Source organism: Nostoc sp. NOS(2021) (assembly GCF_017115025.1).
Taxonomy (GTDB): domain Bacteria; phylum Cyanobacteriota; class Cyanobacteriia; order Cyanobacteriales; family Nostocaceae; genus Nostoc.
Window position 1 is genome coordinate 1 of record NZ_JABXKM010000127.1, and the last position, 19,142, is coordinate 19,142.

12 protein-coding genes and 1 pseudogene are annotated in these 19,142 nt (G+C 39.8%); 6 read left to right on the plus strand and 7 right to left on the minus strand.

Translation table 11 applies throughout. From position 1 onward, the window contains the following. Positions 1-52: 52 nt before the first annotated feature. On the minus strand, positions 53-952 hold the full coding sequence (lipA, locus tag HWQ41_RS16465) for a lipoyl synthase (RefSeq protein ID WP_292764767.1): 900 nt from the start codon (positions 950-952) through the stop codon (positions 53-55). Between the two features lie 325 nt (positions 953-1,277). Here lipA and HWQ41_RS16470 point away from each other — a divergent pair, with 325 nt between their 5' ends. After that, positions 1,278-2,027, plus strand: a complete 750-nt coding sequence (locus tag HWQ41_RS16470; RefSeq protein ID WP_292764770.1) for a PleD family two-component system response regulator — start codon at positions 1,278-1,280, stop codon at positions 2,025-2,027. A gap of 648 nt (positions 2,028-2,675) precedes the next feature. Then, positions 2,676-8,354: an ATP-binding sensor histidine kinase gene (locus HWQ41_RS16475; RefSeq protein WP_292764775.1), complete on the plus strand. Its 5,679-nt coding sequence runs from the start codon at positions 2,676-2,678 to the stop codon at positions 8,352-8,354. Between the two features lie 275 nt (positions 8,355-8,629). Here the strand turns inward: HWQ41_RS16475 and HWQ41_RS16480 are convergent, their stop codons facing one another. Both HWQ41_RS16480 and HWQ41_RS16485 read right to left on the minus strand, forming a co-directional pair. Next, complete coding sequence (locus HWQ41_RS16480) at positions 8,630-10,021, minus strand: cytochrome P450 (RefSeq protein WP_292764778.1); 1,392 nt, start codon at positions 10,019-10,021, stop codon at positions 8,630-8,632. A gap of 149 nt (positions 10,022-10,170) precedes the next feature. Next, the gene (locus HWQ41_RS16485; RefSeq protein ID WP_292764780.1) at positions 10,171-11,136 is read right to left on the minus strand and encodes a terpene synthase; all 966 of its coding nucleotides are present in this window, start codon (positions 11,134-11,136) and stop codon (positions 10,171-10,173) included. A gap of 706 nt (positions 11,137-11,842) precedes the next feature. Between HWQ41_RS16485 and HWQ41_RS16490 the strand changes: the two genes are divergently transcribed. From HWQ41_RS16490 to HWQ41_RS16505, 4 genes are all read left to right on the plus strand, one after another. Further along, on the plus strand, positions 11,843-13,162 hold the full coding sequence (locus tag HWQ41_RS16490) for a response regulator (protein WP_292764782.1): 1,320 nt from the start codon (positions 11,843-11,845) through the stop codon (positions 13,160-13,162). Positions 13,163-13,344: 182 nt separating this feature from the next. Continuing rightward, a complete protein-coding gene (locus HWQ41_RS16495; protein ID WP_292764785.1) occupies positions 13,345-13,545 on the plus strand; it encodes a hypothetical protein in 201 nt (66 codons plus the stop codon). Positions 13,546-13,786: 241 nt separating this feature from the next. After that, positions 13,787-14,329 (plus strand): methanogen output domain 1-containing protein, encoded by a 543-nt coding sequence (locus HWQ41_RS16500; protein ID WP_292764788.1) that lies wholly within the window; start codon positions 13,787-13,789, stop codon positions 14,327-14,329. 84 nt (positions 14,330-14,413) lie between these two features. After that, on the plus strand, positions 14,414-15,772 hold the full coding sequence (locus HWQ41_RS16505) for an ATP-binding protein (protein ID WP_292764790.1): 1,359 nt from the start codon (positions 14,414-14,416) through the stop codon (positions 15,770-15,772). Between the two features lie 244 nt (positions 15,773-16,016). Here HWQ41_RS16505 and HWQ41_RS16510 read toward each other — a convergent pair whose 3' ends face one another. From HWQ41_RS16510 to HWQ41_RS16525, 4 genes and pseudogenes are all read right to left on the minus strand, one after another. After that, entirely contained in the window at positions 16,017-17,621 is a 1,605-nt protein-coding gene (locus HWQ41_RS16510; RefSeq protein ID WP_292764792.1) for an NAD(P)H-quinone oxidoreductase subunit N, read from the minus strand. A gap of 384 nt (positions 17,622-18,005) precedes the next feature. Further along, positions 18,006-18,347, minus strand: a pseudogene (locus HWQ41_RS16515) (IS4 family transposase); the annotation flags it as partial. Positions 18,348-18,637: 290 nt separating this feature from the next. Continuing rightward, positions 18,638-18,826 carry a hypothetical protein gene (locus tag HWQ41_RS16520; protein ID WP_292764793.1) on the minus strand — a complete coding sequence of 63 codons (189 nt, stop codon included), beginning with the start codon at positions 18,824-18,826 and terminating at the stop codon, positions 18,638-18,640. 56 nt (positions 18,827-18,882) lie between these two features. After that, the gene (locus HWQ41_RS16525) at positions 18,883-19,062 is read right to left on the minus strand and encodes a hypothetical protein (protein ID WP_292764796.1); all 180 of its coding nucleotides are present in this window, start codon (positions 19,060-19,062) and stop codon (positions 18,883-18,885) included. Positions 19,063-19,142 lie beyond the last annotated feature (80 nt).

Below are 19,142 nucleotides of genomic sequence, written 5' to 3' on the forward strand. Positions count from 1 at the left end.
GCGTCTCGTAGAGAGCGTCATTTTGAATTTTGAATTGATTTCTCCCCACTCCCTACTCTCCAGCATGATAGGAACTGCGAACCAGAGGCCCAGAACGAACATGATTGAATCCCATTTCCCATGCTAAGGAGCCGAGTTGATCAAATTCCTCTGGAGTCCAATATTTTTGGACTGGCAGATGTTCTAGAGAAGGACGCATATACTGCCCGATAGTCAAGCGATCGCACCCCACAGTTCTGAGATCAGCCATTGCTTCCACAACTTCATCAAGTGTTTCTCCGTGTCCCAGCATCAAACCTGATTTGGTGGGAATTGTCGAATCAATTTCTTTGACCACAGCCAGTACTAAGAGCGAGCGATCGTACTTGGCTCCCCGGCGCACTGGCCCAGTTAACCGTTGCACTGTCTCGATATTGTGATTGAAACAAGCTGGTTTGGCTTTCACAATCATCGCTATGCGTTGGCGTTGACCAGCCTCCCCAACACCAGCACCACCCCAAAAATCTGGGGTCAGCACTTCAATTTGAGTCTCTGGGTTCAACTGGCGAATAGTTGCGATCGTCTTCACAAAGTGCGCTGCACCCTGATCGGGCAAGTCATCACGGGCTACAGAAGTCAGCACCACATAACGCAATCCCAAAAGCTGCACCGCCTCGGCTACCTTTTGGGGTTCATCTAAATCAAGAGGCATTGGTGCATGACCTTTATCTACTTGACAGAAAGCACAAGAGCGTGTGCAAGTAGGCCCCATTAGTAAGAAAGTTGCAGTTTTTTGGGCGTAGCACTCTCCCCGGTTGGGACAGCGGCCTTCTTCGCAAATCGTGTGAATTTGGCGCTGCTTAATAATGCGTTGTACGGTAGAGATTTCACTGGCTTTGGCGATCGGGCGACGTAACCAGCTAGGCATTGCCGTAATTTCAGACTTTAGTTCGGCTTGTTGTGACGAAATCATAGACATCGAAGCAAGATGCGGATATAGAGTAGTGGTCTGTCAATTAACAAATGATAGATAAGAATAGACACAGGGAGCAGGAACCCTCTTAATGAAGTCAGCATGTCCCTTATGCCCTAGATCAAGGCTAAAGCCTTAAATATCACCATGACACAAATTGAAAAGAGCGCAAGCAAAAGTTTTGCAAAACACCTATAGCAATGTCATTTATACCGAAATATACTATCCCCCAATTTCTAGAAATTTTGTATATAGTGGGAGAATTCTCAAGGACAATCGGCAAAGTCGCTATTTACACTTAAAGTTTCTGTTAGAGAAAAGAGTCGTGGCAAGCAACAAAATTTTAGTTATCGATGACACTACAGTTGTCAGGGTAAAAGTACGAGAAATGTTGCCTCCGGGCAATTTTGAGGTACTGGAAGCAAAAGACGGTTTGGAAGGACTAAATTTCATCCTTCAGGAAAAACTCAGCCTGATTATGCTGGATTTCCTGTTGCCTAAAATGAGTGGCTGGGAGGTTTTCCAGAAAGTTCAAGCCGATCCAGAGTTAAGGAAAATTCCTTTGGTGATCATGTCTGGTCGCAAGGAAGAAGTGACCGAGAAAATCACAGAACCATTTGAATATTTTGAATTTCTAGGCAAGCCTTTTGATCAGAAGCAACTAATTAGCGCAATTAAGTTAGCTATGACCAAGGCGAAACTGCCACGCCCAGAACTAGTCGCAGTCGGAGCAGCAGTTGCTGTCAAAAATAGCACAATTGCAACTTCTGGTGTCGCCAACGCTACGGCAGTAGCCCCTAGTGTCACAAATACTGCGATGCCTACGGCGGCAAGCAACGCAACTCCTAGTGTGGCAAAGATTGCGATGCCTACGGCGGCAAGCAACGCAACCCCTATTGCTGCAAATGCGGCGATGCCTACGGCGGCAAGCAACGCCACCCCTAGTGCCGGAGGAGCCTCCGACGCCGAAATTAATGCGTTGAACGAGAAAATGGTCAAAATGCAAGCAGAAATTGATGGTTTGAAGAAACAACTAACTCAGGTTGTGACTTTTATTAAACAAAAAATCAAGTAGCATTTGTACTCATTATTATTATCGCAGCCGAAAATACCCCGTCTCTAATAACGGGTGTCCGATTAAAAGCGGGTAAAAATAGTTAGTTCAAAAACACTTATGTTGACAAATCATCGTTGACAACAAAATTCAAAAACAGGAAAAAATAACTAGCGATTATCTGCACCTCTATAATTTTTGAATTTTGAATTTTAAATTCCCCGTACTTCTACGGTGAAGCAAGCTACGCATAGCGTATTTGCAGGAGAAGGAGTCGAACTCAGTTGTTAGTCTAGCAAAGCAGCCCTAGACCCACTAAACCTGCCGCAGTTTGCTCTTAAGCTTAAGCAGAACGGCAGGCTTTTTTGTTATTTAGTCTGCTACATACAAAATCGGCGTCAAAATGTGATAGCTAGTCCACAGATCGAAAGCAGTAAGAGCAAATTTTTACCAGATAAATTTGGTAGCAATATCCTTGGAAGTGTTATACTTTTATACCAAAGTTAGCCTTTACAGAAAGAATTACATAGTATAGTTCCAGATCAGATATTTAGTAAAAAATTATATTTTATCAGACAAATTAAACAAAAAAATCCTATTTCATGATATGGATAGTCTTCGCACGGGAATACTAAAGCATAGAAACAAGAATTATGAGCATAGTCCACAATGTTAGTAGTATTAGATACATTATATGCATTTCCTGGCTATCGCATCACCGAGCAAATCTACTTAGGCAGTAAAACCCTAGTTTATCGGGGCATTAGAGAACAAGACCAAAAATCAGTCGTTCTGAAATTGATGCGGAATGAGTATCCGACGTTTGCGGAAATCGCCCAGTTCCGAAATCAATATATCATCACCAAAAACCTTGATCTTCCTAGCATAGTCAAAAGCTATAGCTTAGAAAACTTCCGTAACAGCTACGTCTTAGTGATGGAAGATTTTGGCGGCATTTCCCTCCAAGACTGGCGACTGGAGGACAGGGGGAAGGAAGAAAACTGGCTTTCCCTAAATGAGTTTTTCCACATTGCGATTAAAATTGCTTCTACCCTTGAAGGACTGCATCGTGATCGCATCATTCACAAAGACATCAAACCTGCCAACATCCTCATAAACCCTACCACAGATGAAATAAAACTCATCGACTTTAGTATTGCCACCCTCCTACCAAGAGAAATTCAATTTCTCACGAATCCCAACATCTTAGAAGGTACTCTGGCTTATATTTCCCCAGAACAAACCGGAAGGATGAACCGAGGTATCGACTATCGCACCGATTTTTATTCCCTCGGTGTTACCTTCTTTCAACTCCTCACCGGAAAGTTACCCTTCACCAGCAAAGATCCGATGGAGTTAGTTTACTCTCACATTGCCAAACAACCGCTAAAAGCTAGCCGGATTAACTCCAATATTCCGCCAATTTTGTCTGACATTATCAGCAAGCTGATGGCAAAAAATGCCGAAGACCGCTATCAGAGTGCTTTGGGGTTAAAGCATGACTTGGAGGCTTGCCAAAGCCAGTGGCAAGAAACAGGAAATATTGCACCCTTTGAACTAGGCGTGAGGGACATCTCAGACCGTTTCGTAATCCCCGAAAAACTCTATGGTCGCCAAGGTGAAATTGAAACCCTACTCGCTGCTTTTGGGCGCGTGGCAGATGGAGCAACAGAAATGATATTAGTTGCAGGTTTCTCTGGCATTGGCAAAACTGCTGTGGTCAACGAAGTCCACAAACCGATTGTGCGGCAGCGTAGTTACTTCATCAAAGGAAAATTTGACCAGTTTAAACGCGACATTCCCTTATCAGGATTGGTGCAAGCTTTTCGGGACTTAATCGGGCAACTACTCTCGGAAACTGATGCCCAAATTCAACAATGGAAAGCCAAAATTCTGCGGGAATTAGGTACACAAACTCAGGTAATTATTGATGTAATTCCTGAACTAGAACAGATTATTGGCAAGCAACCTCCAGTTACAGAACTCTCTAGCGGTGCTGCCCAAAATCGGTTCAATTTATTGTTTCAAAAATTCATCCAAATCTTCACTACGAAAGAACATCCCCTAGTTATCTTTCTGGATGACTTGCAATGGGCAGATAGGGCATCTTTGAAATTGATTCAGTTATTAATGTGTGAAAGCACGTTGTCTTCTCTATCAGAAGACACAGAACAGATGCGTGAAACTAAGGGGGGTTTATTATTAGTTGGTTCCTATCGAGACAATGAAGTTTCCAAGGCACATCCGCTTTATTTGACACTACAGGAGATTGAAAAAGCAAAAGCAATCATTAATACGATTACCCTTACACCCTTAAATCAGGGGGATTTAAATCATCTAATTGCTGATACCCTTCATTGTCCTGAATTAATTGCTGTTCCTCTCACCCAGATGGTGTTTGCCAAAACTAAAGGCAACCCCTTCTTTTCCGTTCAATTTCTTAAATCCTTACACGATGATGGACTAATTGTATTAAATTTTGATGTTGGTCATTGGCAGTATGATATTTCAAAAGTCAAAGAATTAGCTCTCACAGATGATGTAGTAGAATTTATCGGACTGCAAATAGAAAAATTGCCAATATCTACCCAAAAAGTTCTGAAACTGGCTGCCTGTATTGGGAACCAATTTGACTTAAAAACTCTGGCGATCGTAAATGAAAAATCTGTAGTAGATACAGCATCAGACCTGTGGCAAGCATTACTTGATGGGCTAGTTTTACCACAGACTGAAAATTACAATATCTTTTCAAAAGATAATACTAATCAAGAATTAATCGTTCAGAGAATAGAATCTACACAATTTCCAATTTCTAATTTACAGTTACCTAAATATAAATTTGTACATGACCGAGTGCAGCAAGCCGCTTATTCTTTGATTCCCGAAGAACAAAAAAAGCCAATTCACTTAAAAATTGGGCTACTGTTATTGAACAATATTCCAGTTGCAGAACAGGAAGAAAAGATTTTTGAGCTTGTCAATCAGTTTAATATCGCAGTGGAATTCATCTCTCCTCAAGCTAAACGAGATGAACTGGCCCAGATGAATTTAATTGCTGGACGTAAAGCTTTAGCATCAACAGCTTATCCATCTGCTGTGAAGTATTTAACTACCGGCATCCAACTGCTGGCAGATGATAGCTGGGAGACTAAATATAAGCTAATCCTAGCTTTGTATGAGACAGCCGCAGAGGCGGCGTACTTGGACGGCGACTTTGAGCAAACCGAGCAATTAGCAGAGGTCGTGTTGGTACGAGGGAAAACTCTCGTAGATAAAGTTAAAGTTTACGAAGTAAAAATTAAAGCCTATGGGGCCCAGAACCGAGCACTCAAAGGAATTAATACTGCACTAGCCTTTTTGAAGCTTTTAGGAGTGGAGTTTCCTGAACATCCAAGCCAATCTGATGTTCAGCTAGTAATGGCAGAAATAGCATCAAATCTGGCTGGGAGGAGTATTGAAGATTTAATTGATCTACCAGAAATGACAGAAGCTAAAGCGCTGGCAGTTATGAGTATTCTATCAAATACTCAAGCTTTGACTTATCAAGCTATTCCTGAGCTATTCCCACTTATTCTTGTTAAACAGATCAACTTATCCCTACAATATGGCAATGCACCATTGTCTGCCTTTGCCTATGTTAATTATGGAGCAATACTGTGCGGGCTAGTGGGAGATATTGAGTCTGGCTATGAATTTGGTAAACTAGCTGTAAATCTTTTGTCTAGGTTACAAATTAAAGAAATTAGTGCGAAAGTTCTTGGATCTTTTCTTCCACTTATTAGACCTTGGAAGAAGCACGCCAAGGAAATATTAAAACCTTTATTGGAAGCTTATTTTATCAGTACAGAAGTAGGAGATTTAGAGTATGCAGCTTATGCTCTACACGCTTATTCTTACAGTTCATATTTTATCGGTAGAGAACTGTCAGGGCTAGAACAAGAAATGGCAAATTATAATAATGCCATCAGACAAATCAAGCAAGAAACAGTATTGCAATGGAGTACTATTTATCGGCAGAGTATATTGAACTTACTAGGACGTGCAGAAAATTCATGTTGTTTAATTGGTGAAGTTTATAATGAAGAGAAAATGCTGTCGATTCACTTGGAAAGGAAAGATAGACTCGGACTTCTATATTTGTATGTCAGCAAACTTCATCTTTGTTATCTATTTCAGGAATTCCATCAGGCAGTTGTAAATGCCACACTAGCAAAAAAGTATTTAGATACTGCAATAGGACATTTAGTTGTCCCAGTTTTCCATTTTTATGATTCTTTGGCAGGTCTAGCTGTGTATTCTGACGTATCCAGATCTGAGCAAAAATGCATTCTCGCTCAGGTTCAAGCTAATCAAGAAAAAATGAAGCATTGGGCGCATTATGCCCCAATGAATTATTTACACAAATATTATCTTGTAGAGGCTGAACGCTATCGGATTGGAAGTCAATATCTCGAAGCAATGGAATTCTACGATCGCGCTATCTTCCTGGCCAAAGAACATGAGTACATGAATGAAGAAGCCCTGGCTCAAGAACTTACCGCCAAATTCTATTTAGAATGGGGTAAACATAAGATTGCCCAAACCTACCTAACAGATGCTTACTATAGCTATATTCGCTGGGGAGCCTTAGCCAAGGTTGACGATTTGGCAAAACGCTATCCCCAATTACTTGCTCCTATATTTCAGCAAGAAAAACTGAGTATCCATTCCAGCCAAGAAAGCACTTCTTTCAATAGCACATCTATATCATCTTTATCTACCCTGAGTGATCAACAAACTGTTATTGGCTCGAAGAGAAGTATTTCTGACTCTCTGGATTTAGCCGCATTCATTAAAGCATCTCAAGCACTTTCTGGGGAAATCGAGCTTGAGCGACTACTTTCTACTTTAATGAAAGTTGTGATGGAGAATGCCGGAGCCTCTAAATGCGCTTTGATTTTAAGCGAAGGCGATAACTTAGCATTAACTGTCATGGCTGTTTGTTCAAGTTCAACTTTTGAGCAGACTTACACAGAGTTTCCATCAACGTCCCTAGAGTCAAGCTACGATGTTCCCATTACTTTGATTAACTACGTTAAACGCTCCAGGGAAATCTTGGTTATTGATAATGCAATGGCTGTTTCTTTTCTAGCAGCTGATAGCTATATTATCAATGAAGAACCCAAGAGTTTGTTGTCTACACCTATTATCAATCAAGGTAAATTGATTGGGATTCTTTATCTAGAAAATCATTTGACGACAGGAGCATTTACACGCGATCGCGTAGAAGTCCTCAAACTTATCACCACTCAAGCAGCAATATCCCTAGAGAATGCTATCCTCTACAAAAATTTGGCACAAGCTAAAGAAAGCTTGGAGGAATACAACCATATTCTAGAGGAAAAAGTCCAGGAAAGAACGCAGGAACTCAACGACAAAAATCACTGTTTAGAACAAGCTCTAGAGGAATTGCAACTTACCCAAATCCAATTGATTCAAAGTGAAAAAATGTCTTCTTTGGGACAAATGGTGGCGGGAATTGCCCATGAAATCAATAATCCTATTAACTTTATTCATGGCAATATTAATCATGCTAGTGAGTATGTCCAAGACTTGCTCGATTTGGTAGTTGTTTATCAGCAGGAACATCCCCGTCCTTCGCCTTTAGTTGAGGAAAAAGCTGAGGAGATTGACATAGATTTCCTAGCAGAAGACTTGCCAAAAATTCTAGATTCAATGAAAGTGGGGAGTTCGCGTATCCGAAATATTGTTTTAGGCTTACGCAACTTTTCTCGCCTAGATGAATCTGAGATGAAGCCTGTAGATGTTCATGAGGGAATAGAGAACACCTTAATGATTTTGCAGCACCGAATTAAAGAAAATAGCAAGTTTCCAGAAATTGAAGTCATTAAAGAATACGGAAAATTATCAGAAGTTATTTGTTACCCTGGTCAACTCAATCAGGTGTTTATGAATATCCTGAGTAATGCAATCGATGCTTTAGAAGAGTCATTTGTCATTGGTCATCCATCATTGGTAAATGACAAAGAACAAATAACAAAGGACATAGACGCATCAGCGGCTTCTCATAGGGTAAGACAAATTCACATCTTTACTGAACTAACAGATTCTAATACGGCGATAATTCGGATTGCGGATAACGGTTCTGGTATGACAAAAGCGGTGCAGCAGAAAATCTTTGACCCATTTTTTACCACCAAGTCGGTAGGAAGTGGCACGGGGTTGGGGTTGTCGATTAGCTATCAGATTATTGTGGACAAACACAAGGGTAGTTTAACCTGTGATTCCACATTAGGAAAGGGGACTGAGTTTACTATTGAGATCCCGATGCAACAATCAGATATCTAGAATATAGCAATCCTATTTGATTTGCTCTCCACCGAGAGGCTCAGATATCCGACTTCTTCTTGAAGAAGTCGGGGATCTTTTTGATCGTAACTCATTTAGGATTGCTATAATAACACTTCTTTTAAAATACAAAGTTGGGTTAAGTAAAGCGAAACCTAACATTTGGAAGTTTGTCGAGTTTTGCTCCGCTCTAGCTAACCTACAATTCTAAAAACCCAGTTTGTCACAAAAACTGGGTCATTTATAGGACTCATCAAAACAACTCTAACAAGCTACTAGGATACGGGTGTAGTTGTCATATTCACTAAAGACTCTTGACGTACACGCCGCCCTGTAATTACCATCTTGACTCCACTACCAGGTGCTAGGGTAAAACCTCGACGCTCAAGTCGCTCAGGTTGCTGATTAACTAGCGCTAGCTGATAGCTTGATAGGATGGTTGCCAATACTAGTTTCATTTCAAATAAGGCCAAAGCCTCACCAAGACAACGACGCACGCCACCACCAAACGGCAGAAATTCATAGGGAGAAAATTGGCGTTCTAGAAAACGCTCTGGTTGAAACTCCTTAGGTTGGGGATATAAATCTTCACGTTGATGAGTAAGATAAATACTAGGAAGCAATACTGTTCCAGACTCTAAAGTATGTCCCAAGAGTTTAACGGGTTCTTGTACTACCCTTGGGAAACAGAACAGTAAAACAGGGCTAATTCGCAAGATTTCATTACAGACAGCCGTAAGATATGGCAGTCGATAAATGCTCATAGGGTCTGGGGAATCACCGAGAGTGTCCAGTTCTTGGAGCAGTTTTTCACGGACTAGAGGCTTTTTGTGAATCCAGTACAATCCCCAAGCCATTACAGATGCCGTAGTTTCATAACCGCCAACTATTAGGGTTATTAACTGATCACGCAATTCATGATCTGTCATTGATTGACCAGTTTCATCTTGAGCTAACATCAGCAAGGAAAGGATATCGACGCGTTCTGAATTAGGCTGTTGACGACGTTCAGCAATTTCGGCGTAGAGCAATTGATCGATTGTCTGCCGATTACGCAGAAATTTTCCCCAAGGACTCCAAGCTCCTAAATCCTGTTGCAAGAATGGGAGAAAGAAAAAACTAGAAGTGATAGGTGAATGAGAGAGATCTAACAGCAATGGCAGTAAATGCTTAAGTTTTTGAAATCTTTCACCCTCATACAACCCTAATACAACTTGTAACATAACTTGTAGAGATATTTCTTGTGTTATGTCACGAGCCAAAAAGGGCTGATTTAGTAGTAACTGACTAAAGACATTTTCGGTCAGATTACAGATTTGTTGGCCATAGCTTTGCATTCGCTCTCCATGAAAAGAAGGCATGATCAATTGTCGTTGTTGTTTATGACGACTGCCATCAAGTATGAGAACTGAATTTTTTCCTAGCCAGGGTTCAGTAATTCTATTGAATTCACCAACAGCTAGAAATTTCTTTCTATCATTCGTTAAAATTTCTTGGATTGCCTGAGGATGATTCACAATTACTACAGTATCGCCAAAGCCAATTATCCTACCAGTAAAAATGTCGGGATATTGTTGAACTGCGTTTTCCACGTAGCCCACAGGGTCAGTAATCCACTGAAGCTTTTGTAGCAAAGAAGGGGTTTTGAGAGGATTAGGTAGTTGCATCTGAATTTTAAGTCCAAACCAAAATCGAAAAATTGTATTAGCGAGGATAAACCCTTAACAGAATAATGTGAGGTTCATCTATGATGAACTTTCAGCAAAATAGGATACCTCTTAAATATCCTATTTTCTTATAAAGATAGAGCGATAATTTATTGATTTAACTCCAAGCTTTCTATAGTTTGATAGCGACCAGAGTGATAATACCAATTCAGATTTGCAGATATCCAGCTATGTAGTCCTGATATATATTGGGCAAGTTCAACATCTAATTCCTCTCCAAAAGATGGAAGAGATAATTCAAATTCTTTCAAGCGATATACTTCTTGATCATGCATTTCGCTAGCCGCGATAATTGCTTGTTCTAAAGAAACCTTTTGTTGATCATGAATTATCAAGACTAAATTATGAACATCGCCACTTGACATTTCTCTATGTACGGAGAAAATATCATTACACCAAGCAAGAATGTTAATTGTCATCAATTTTAACTCTTTCATCACCTCATGATTTCGGAGAGAATCAGGAATTATTAAATAATTGCAAAGTTCCATCAATGCAAGGAAAACATACCCACCTAAAGTTGACCTACGTATAAGCATATAACTGTCAACATCGGGTGAAATTTCCTGTGCCCGGTTAACTGCTTCTTGAACACAGCCATCGAAATAGCCTTCATAGCGATAAACAAAGTAATGAAACCATTCTTGACTGCCTCTTTGAAGTATCCGTTGTCGTAAATCACTTAAGGCATAAGCAAGTGGTATATCCTTACTCGTGAGTTCTGCACCATTCAATATTTCCAAAAATCTCTTATGAAAATCTTTGAGAACATCGGGTTGTCTTCCTAAATTTGATAAATCACACTGGTCATCCCAAATAAACGCCCAGCTCAACCAATCATTTGCAATTTTCAATTCTTCAAGCTGGCAGTTAGGATAGGCACTTGCAGCTAGAAAGAAAAATTTTGATTTGTAAAAACGCTCATAAGATGATTCATTGGCCAGGAGGTTGAAGCGCAGTACCCATTCAAAAGCGTGCTTTTCTAAAATATTAACATGCTTATTGATCTGGGACGGAAATGGGCAGTATAAACCAGGGGAAAGTAATTGCTGCATAAAAAATGTATTAGTTTAAAGTATCGAAAAAAAATGAATCACAGTAGAACAAAGACAATAGATCAATAGATTTTTTAAGAGTGTTTGAAACAATTTTGAAAAATTCATAATACAATAACACCACGTTTTATAAAGTGTGTGTAAATCAGATTTACATCACTATCCGTAGTATGCAAACGTATATGAATATTTCAAAATGTATCTAACTATTGTTCAATATTTTTTATTAAGAACTAACCGTAATTATGTGTAATTATTTTTTTTTAATAAAAATAGCACTAACCGTAATTATGTGTAATTATTTTTTTAATAAAAATAGCTACCTCTGTGTCTGTTCATGATAAATACCGTTGACTAAGTGAACAATTTAAATTATGGTATCAACAATATTGTTCTGGAATAGCGGTATTTTTATACAAAGACAAGGGTAATAATGACTAATTTCAGAGCGATCGCCTTCATGAAATAGGATGTTAAACTCTAGTGAAAGTGAAGATTGGTGGTTCATTTCCATCCTGTAGCGATCGCCCCCGTGGTCGCATAGGGCAATTTAGTGTGAGAATGTTGCTGTTGTCAGAGTTTTGGGAACTATAGGATTGTCAGACGAGAAATTTGTCAGTCAGTCTGCGAACAAAATAGAGGTGACTTAGCTGCGATCGCAGGGCAATAGTGAATAAGTAACGAGGAGTTAAATTAATTTAAATACATGAATTACAAGCCAGATATGAAAATACTTTATGAACCAGAAGATAATTTAATTTTAGTGGTGGATGATACTACTACAAACTTAGAAATTGTCTTTGGCATATTAACTAATGTAGGCTTTAAAGTTATTACAGAAAATGATGGAGAAAGGGCACTTAAACAGGTTGAATCTAGACTACCTGATTTAATTTTGTTAGATGTAATGATGCCGGGAATAGATGGATTTGAAACCTGTAAAAGGCTGAAAAACAATTTAGTCACTTGTGATATTCCCGTAATTTTTATGACAGCCAATTCTGATACTGATAGTAAGGTAAAGGGTCTAAATATCGGTGCAGTTGATTACATCACCAAACCGTTTCATGAAGAAGAATTATTAGCTAGAATTAAAACTCATCTTCAATTACGAAATCTCACAAAAACTTTAGAAAAACGAGTTGCAGAAAGGACAGCAGCGTTGTCTAGGGCATTAAAAGACCTACAAGAGTCTCAACTTCAGCTTGTACAGACAGAAAAAATGTCTGCCCTTGGTCAATTAGTAGCAGGAGTTGCTCATGAAATTAATAATCCAGTTGGTTTCATTCATGGCAATCTCGGACACGCTTCAGTATATTTCCAAGACATGATTAACCTCATTGATCTCTATCAGCAGCACTACCCTAATCCAGTTCCAGAAATTCAAGAGCGAATTGCAGCGATAGATTTGAAGTATATACTTTCTGATCTACCTAACTTAATTTCCTCAATGAAAGAGGGTGTTCAGCGCATTCGCAACATTAGTACCAGTCTGAGAACCTTTTCTCGATCAGATAGCGATCGCAAAATTTCTTGCAACATTCATGATGGCATCGACAGTACAATCATGATTCTCAAACACCGCTTAAAAGCATCCGAGGATCGACCCGATATTCAAGTAATTAGAGATTACGATAATTTGCCAGAATTAGAATGCTTTATCGGACAACTAAATCAGGTAGTTATGAATTTATTAGCTAATGCTATTGATGCTTTAGAGGAGTCTAATATAGGACGCACCTATATTGAAATCGAAGCAAATCCCAATCAAGTTTTGATTCAGACCACCCTCACTGAAAACAAAAATCATATTTTAATTCGCATTAAAGATAATGGCGTGGGAATGTCGGCTGATGTCCAGCAAAAAATCTTTGACTATTTATTCACCACTAAGGCTGTAGGTCAGGGCACAGGATTAGGATTATCAATTGCTCGTCAAATTATTGTCGAAAAACATGGAGGAACTCTAGAGGTAAATTCAGTACTAGGACAAGGTTCAGAGTTTATCATTAAGCTTCCGATTTAAGAATCATAGTAAGTCGCGTTCTAGGCATCTTGGAGATTCTTTTTTTCTCCTGTGATTGACGCTATGCATAGCTTGCTTAAGAGTAGCAGTAGGCTACCCTAGCTTTTTCATAGGGAATTAATATATCAGCAAAATGTTTCTGACGATTTGGTAATTATAATTCTGTAGAGAAATCATTCTCAATGAAAGAAGGCACAGATCGCATTTGTAACATCAGCAACAGCTTGCGAACTTTCTCTAGAGCAGATACAGAACGAAAAGTTCTCTTTAACCTTCATGAAGGTATTAACAACACTCTCCTCGTTCTCAAGCACCGTTTGAAAGCTAATCTGACTTTTCATTTCTCTCCTTTTAGGAGAGAGACTTTGAATTTTCCCCCTTAGAGTGTCGGGAACAAGCGGATTTATACGTGGGTGATAATGGGGACGTAACCTAGAAGAGACTTTGCAAAACCGGGAACTTTCGCAACGAGAAGGTTCAGAATTTGTGATGACCAATACCAACACCATTCATTAGAAACAAAAGCAAGCATCAAATTCTCTGAAGAAAGAGATTAAGTAGTTACTTTAGAGACATTTTGGGGAACTCTATAACTGTAGTTCCAAGATTGTGTTCTCAAAATTTATGACCAATGCACTTAACCACTCAATAGCTACGCTTAATCTTTCTTTAGAACGCGATGTATTTTTACGTACATTAATCAGAGAATTATCTGGTACTTTACAGGACGTAGTTGGCTTAGAAGAAGCTTCTGGATTTATTAGTGTAGTTGGTGAAAGGATGGGTACGCAGCTCAACCAAGATTATAAATCTGCGCTGGAAGTCTCCAACCTTTCCCGTAAGCAGGTAGCTGATGTCTTGGTTGATTTAAAAAAACGAATCCAGGGCGATTTTTATGTGATTGAGCAAAATGATGAAAAAATAATCTTTGGCAACCGCGTCTGCCCATTTGGAGACAAAGTACTTAATCGCCCTGCCATGTGCATGATGACTTCAAACGTCTTTGGGACGATCGCAGCTAATAATCTGGGATATGCGAAAGTAGAATTGCAAGAGACGATAGCACAGGGTGCTTCTGGATGTAGAGTTATTGTTTACTTAAAACTTACAGAAGAGGCAGAAGATGTAGAAGGTCGAGAATACTTTAGGGGACTAGAGTCTGTCTAAACCCTTTAGCACTAAACCAAACCCAGGATACAAACTTGAGTGCAGATATGTAAAGTATAGTCAAACCCTGAAAATGGAAGCCCCATGACTCCTGAACAATTTATTGAATTTGCCAGAGTTTTACCAGAACCTTTACTCCTGGTGAGTGGAGAGGGTCAGTTGTTAGCTACTAATCAACCAGTAGCAGATATGCTGGGGTTACGCCGTCAGGAACTGCGGGAAAAAATGCTCTTTGAACTTGTAACTGAGTCTGCTAACGATGTTCTAAAGTACCTGCAAGCTTGTTCAAGTAGCAGAGCAATGGTTATTGGCTCCTTGACTTTACGAAAGAATGATGGACAAACGTTAATATGTCGTAGTCAAGGAGCCGTTATTCAACCTTGGTCTCCTGAATCTTCAGCTTTAATTCTCTTACGCTTGGAAAATAGAACTTTAGCCACCAGTAATTTCGTTCTCCTGAACCAGAAAATCAATGAGTTAGCAAAAGAAGTTCAGAGACGTAGACAGGCAGAAGAAGCGCTCCAGGAAGCGAATCAAGAGCTAGAAATTCGGGTTGAGGAACGTACAACTGCTTTACAAGAAACACTAAAGGAACTGCAACTTACCCAAACTCAGCTTATCCAAGCTGAGAAAATGTCTAGTTTAGGTCAGATGGTCGCTGGTATTGCCCATGAAATTAATAACCCCGTAAGTTTTATTTATGGGAACCTTCACCACGCCCATAAATACACTCAGGATTTACTGAAGTTGGTGCAAATTCATCAACAAGTTTGTCCAAATGCTCCTCCAGAAATCCAAGAGCAAATAGAGGAGATAGACTTAGATTTTCTGATTGAAGATATAACTAAACTCTTCCAGTCAATGAAAGTGGGAACAGAACGCATTCAGGAAATTGTTAAATCACTACGTAACTTTTCCAGACTTGATGAAGCAGAACTTAAGCAAGTTAATATCCATGAAGGAATTGATAGTACTTTAATGATTTTGGAGCATCGCCTGCAAGCTAGGCATGAGTACCCAGAAATCACAGTCATCAAAAAATATAGTCAACTGCCGAATGTAACTTGCTACCCTGGTCAACTCAATCAAGTGTTTATGAATATCCTTGCTAATGCGATCGACGCACTGGAGCCGTCGGCGAACAATGAGAATCAAAAACTGACAAAGAATAATCCCCAAATTAAAATTAAAACTGAGATAATTGATGAAAAATGGATAGAGGTTAGTATTGCTGATAATGGTTTGGGGATAAATGAACAAGTTCGCTCAAAGCTATTTGATCCGTTTTTCACCACTAAAGCCGTGGGCAAAGGTACTGGACTAGGGCTATATATAAGCTATCAGATTATAGTTGAAAAACATAACGGACAACTTAGCTGTTTTTCTGCTCCAGGAAAAGGTGCAGAATTTGTAATTAAGATACCTGTTAGCTCAGTTTCATAAAATTTAATTACTACTTTAGGATTTTTGCCAAAAATAAAGATAACGATCATCTATTAGTAATAGTTTTATTTATATATAGCAATCCTAAATCATTCGTGAAAAGTTAGATCCCCTACTTATCAAAGAAGTCGGGGATCTGGACACCGATAATTTGATTTTAAGTTAAAAGATATGACAAACGCCTGTCTGCTCATTAGCAGACAGGCGTTTCTTTGAGTACAAAGTTTGGTTGAGACTCGGATTATTAAATCTCAGCAGTAGAATCTACTGAGGGTTGAGACTGACTAACCGAATCTAACTTTGGTAAAAGCAGTAGATTTTGTGCTTTTACACTACTGTTGATTGTTGCTTGCAAAATTGGGGTATGGGAAATGGAATTGTTAGCCAATGTAAACAGTGGATTTGACAAAATCCCTGCTATGGAAGTGGCAATTAATGTTACCACCAACCCGACCTGCAAAGGTCTCAGCCCAGGCAAATCCCAACGCACTTGGGGATAATTCTTCACTGCGTCGGACATTTCATGGGGTTCTTTGACTACCATCATCTTAACTACGCGAATGTAGTAGTAGATGGAGACGACACTGGTAACTAAGCCTAGTAAGACTAACCAATAAAGACCTGCTTGCCAACCAGCCCAGAATAAGTAAATCTTGCCGAAAAACCCCGCGAATGGTGGAATACCACCCAAGGAAAGCAGGGAGATACTCAATCCTAGTGTTAGGAGTGGGTCTTTTTGATATAAGCCAGAGTATTCGGCAATCTGGTCGGTTCCCGTCCGCAGTGAGAACAGGATGATGCAGGTAAAACCGCACAGATTCATGAACAGGTAAACCAGTAGGTAAAATATCATACTGGCATACCCTGCCTGTGTACTAGCAATCAAGCCAATCATCACAAACCCAGCTTGGGCAATGGATGAATAAGCTAGCATCCGTTTCATGCTGGTTTGGGCTAGGGCGACTACGTTACCCAAGATCATGCTGAGAACGGCCAGAGCAGTGAAGACAAATCTCCACTCGTCAGCAACAAGGGGGAAGGCTGTTGTCAGCAAGCGGATGGCTAGGGCAAACCCAGCTGCTTTGGAACCGACAGATAAAAAGGCGATTACTGGGGTGGGAGCGCCTTCGTAAACGTCTGGTGTCCACTGGTGGAAGGGTGCAGCGGAGATTTTGAAGCCAATCCCGGCGATCGCAAAAACCAGGGCAATTACTAAACCTAAAGATTGACCAACTTTAGCTGTGGCAATGCCATTAGCGATCGCACTTAGTTCAGTTTGTCCTCCAGATAGTCCATACAGCAGTGATACACCGTACAAAAATATTGCCGTGCTGGAAGCTCCAATTAACAAGTATTTCAGCGCCGCTTCATTGGAGCGTGGGTCACGCTTGGTATAACCTGTCAACAAGTAAGAGGAGATACTCAGGGTTTCTAGGGAGATGAAAATCATCACCAACTCACTAGCCCCGGATAAAAACATCCCTCCTAAAGTAGCACTCAGCAAAATAGCGATGAATTCGGCTAAAGGGGTGCCGCTCTGCTCAACGTAGCGAATTGACATCAGTATAGTCGCGATCGCAGACAAGGCAATAATCCCGCGAAAGACGATACTCAGGTCATCACCGTTAAAACTACCGGTAAAAGAGATGGGATTAGGAGAGTCCCATTGAAAATATAGGGCGACAATCGAAGCAAATAAACCTGCGATCGCTAGATATCCAATCCAGCGTGCGGATGTACGCCCCAAAATCAAATCAACAATCAAAACCCCCAAGAGGGTGAGAATAACAATCCCCTCTGGCAAAATCGTTCCAGCGTTCAACTGGGATGCAATATTAGCGAAATCCATGAGATGTATAGGTTTTGGCGATTAGACATTAAGGCTAACTCTGTTCACTCTAGCAAGTTTTCTAATTAAGAGACTAGCTCTTTTAACAAGAGCTTAACAGCTTGGATGCAGATTGCGATTGCACGCTTTCTCAGTATCTAGGAATTCACCTAACAGCTTTCCTACCTCGTTTTTCCGGCGCGACCTTTAGCGAATATCATAATTATGCCGCAGCCAGTGCGATCGCCAAGTACAAAAAGCTCATTAAAATTATTGGACTTTGGACCGAGGAAATTCCATCGGTCGAGTTCCAGGTCAGGCTCAAACGCAACGAACTAAGCATCCTCTTGTCAATAAACAGTCAAAATCAACACCTGATAAACAAAAAGCCGCGTAAATTTTCTTTCTTTTATTCCAAATGACGCTAACCATGAATAAATTTATGCGACTCCAATTCGTTCTATCAATTGCTACGTAAATTATTTTTTACTCGTTAAAGTATGTTCCTAACCATTCCTTAACAGTTGGAAACCAAACTTTTTCAATTTTTAAATTTGATAATGATAAAAATCGATGTATTCTTTTTCTTCGACTTTCAAATATAATCCCAATCGGTAAAGCATTAGCTAACTTTTCTAAACTTACTTTCTTGATTGACTGTAGAAGAATCAACAAAATTTTTAAGAATATAAATTCAGCTATGTTGAGTTGACTTTTCAAATGCTTTTGGTAAAATCCTGGTAACAGTTTCAAAAGATAGGTCTTATTGACAATTCGAGGTCTATCTTTTTCTACCACAGATTGCTACAGTCTTTGCCAATCAAGTATTTCAAGCTATATCGTCGCCTCCCTCAGTGAACAGACACGTTTTCAAATTTCCTTAGATTTGTTTCGTTCATAGATAAAACAGCAAGTTGAACAGACTGGAAGTTGCTGCCAATTTAGAATCTAACGGCTAATTAGAAAAATAGCTGCGCCTTAGAGGCGCAACTGTTGAATTTAGTTGGCTTAACCTTTTATGTTGAAATAAAACCTTGCTATTCAGTGAGCCAATTCCAACCATCTCTCACTTTATCAGCAGCCCAACCAATGGCATAGCCAATATCATATGCTAAAGAAGTTTCTGTACTGGGCTCACCACCAATAATTACCTGTAGTAGGCTGTCATCACTTAACTCTTCCAGGTAGCTTGAGTTAATGTCCTGAATTTTGATTCTTGCTTCCATGATACCAGTTAACTCCACAGTAACAGTTGAATTTGAATTAAATAAGAAACTTATACTTAGTTGCCATTCCAGCCATCTACAATGCCTGTTTTGATGTCGGTCCAACTTTCATTAAGTATTTCCCATGCCTCTTTTACCCAGCCCAGGTCGCCGCCTTGGATGAGTTCGAGTTCATTAGCGGTCAGATCAGAGAGAAAGTTATCAGCATTCAGATCGGAAATTGTGATTGTACTCATTTGGGGTTTTTCCTCAAGGTTTACATTTCAGTACCAAATACAGGTGCTAAAATCGGGTTGGTTAACCGATTTACCGTCGC

Coding starts and splice junctions, on each gene's coding strand:
- lipA (WP_292764767.1), bottom strand. CDS start 952: ATGATTTCGTCACAACAAGCCGAACTAAAGTCTGAAATTACGGCAATG.
- HWQ41_RS16475 (WP_292764775.1), top strand. CDS start 2,676: ATGTTAGTAGTATTAGATACATTATATGCATTTCCTGGCTATCGCATC.
- HWQ41_RS16480 (WP_292764778.1), bottom strand. CDS start 10,021: ATGCAACTACCTAATCCTCTCAAAACCCCTTCTTTGCTACAAAAGCTT.
- HWQ41_RS16485 (WP_292764780.1), bottom strand. CDS start 11,136: ATGCAGCAATTACTTTCCCCTGGTTTATACTGCCCATTTCCGTCCCAG.
- HWQ41_RS16490 (WP_292764782.1), top strand. CDS start 11,843: ATGAATTACAAGCCAGATATGAAAATACTTTATGAACCAGAAGATAAT.
- HWQ41_RS16495 (WP_292764785.1), top strand. CDS start 13,345: ATGAAAGAAGGCACAGATCGCATTTGTAACATCAGCAACAGCTTGCGA.
- HWQ41_RS16500 (WP_292764788.1), top strand. CDS start 13,787: ATGACCAATGCACTTAACCACTCAATAGCTACGCTTAATCTTTCTTTA.
- HWQ41_RS16505 (WP_292764790.1), top strand. CDS start 14,414: ATGACTCCTGAACAATTTATTGAATTTGCCAGAGTTTTACCAGAACCT.
- HWQ41_RS16510 (WP_292764792.1), bottom strand. CDS start 17,621: ATGGATTTCGCTAATATTGCATCCCAGTTGAACGCTGGAACGATTTTG.
- HWQ41_RS16520 (WP_292764793.1), bottom strand. CDS start 18,826: ATGGAAGCAAGAATCAAAATTCAGGACATTAACTCAAGCTACCTGGAA.
- HWQ41_RS16525 (WP_292764796.1), bottom strand. CDS start 19,062: ATGAGTACAATCACAATTTCCGATCTGAATGCTGATAACTTTCTCTCT.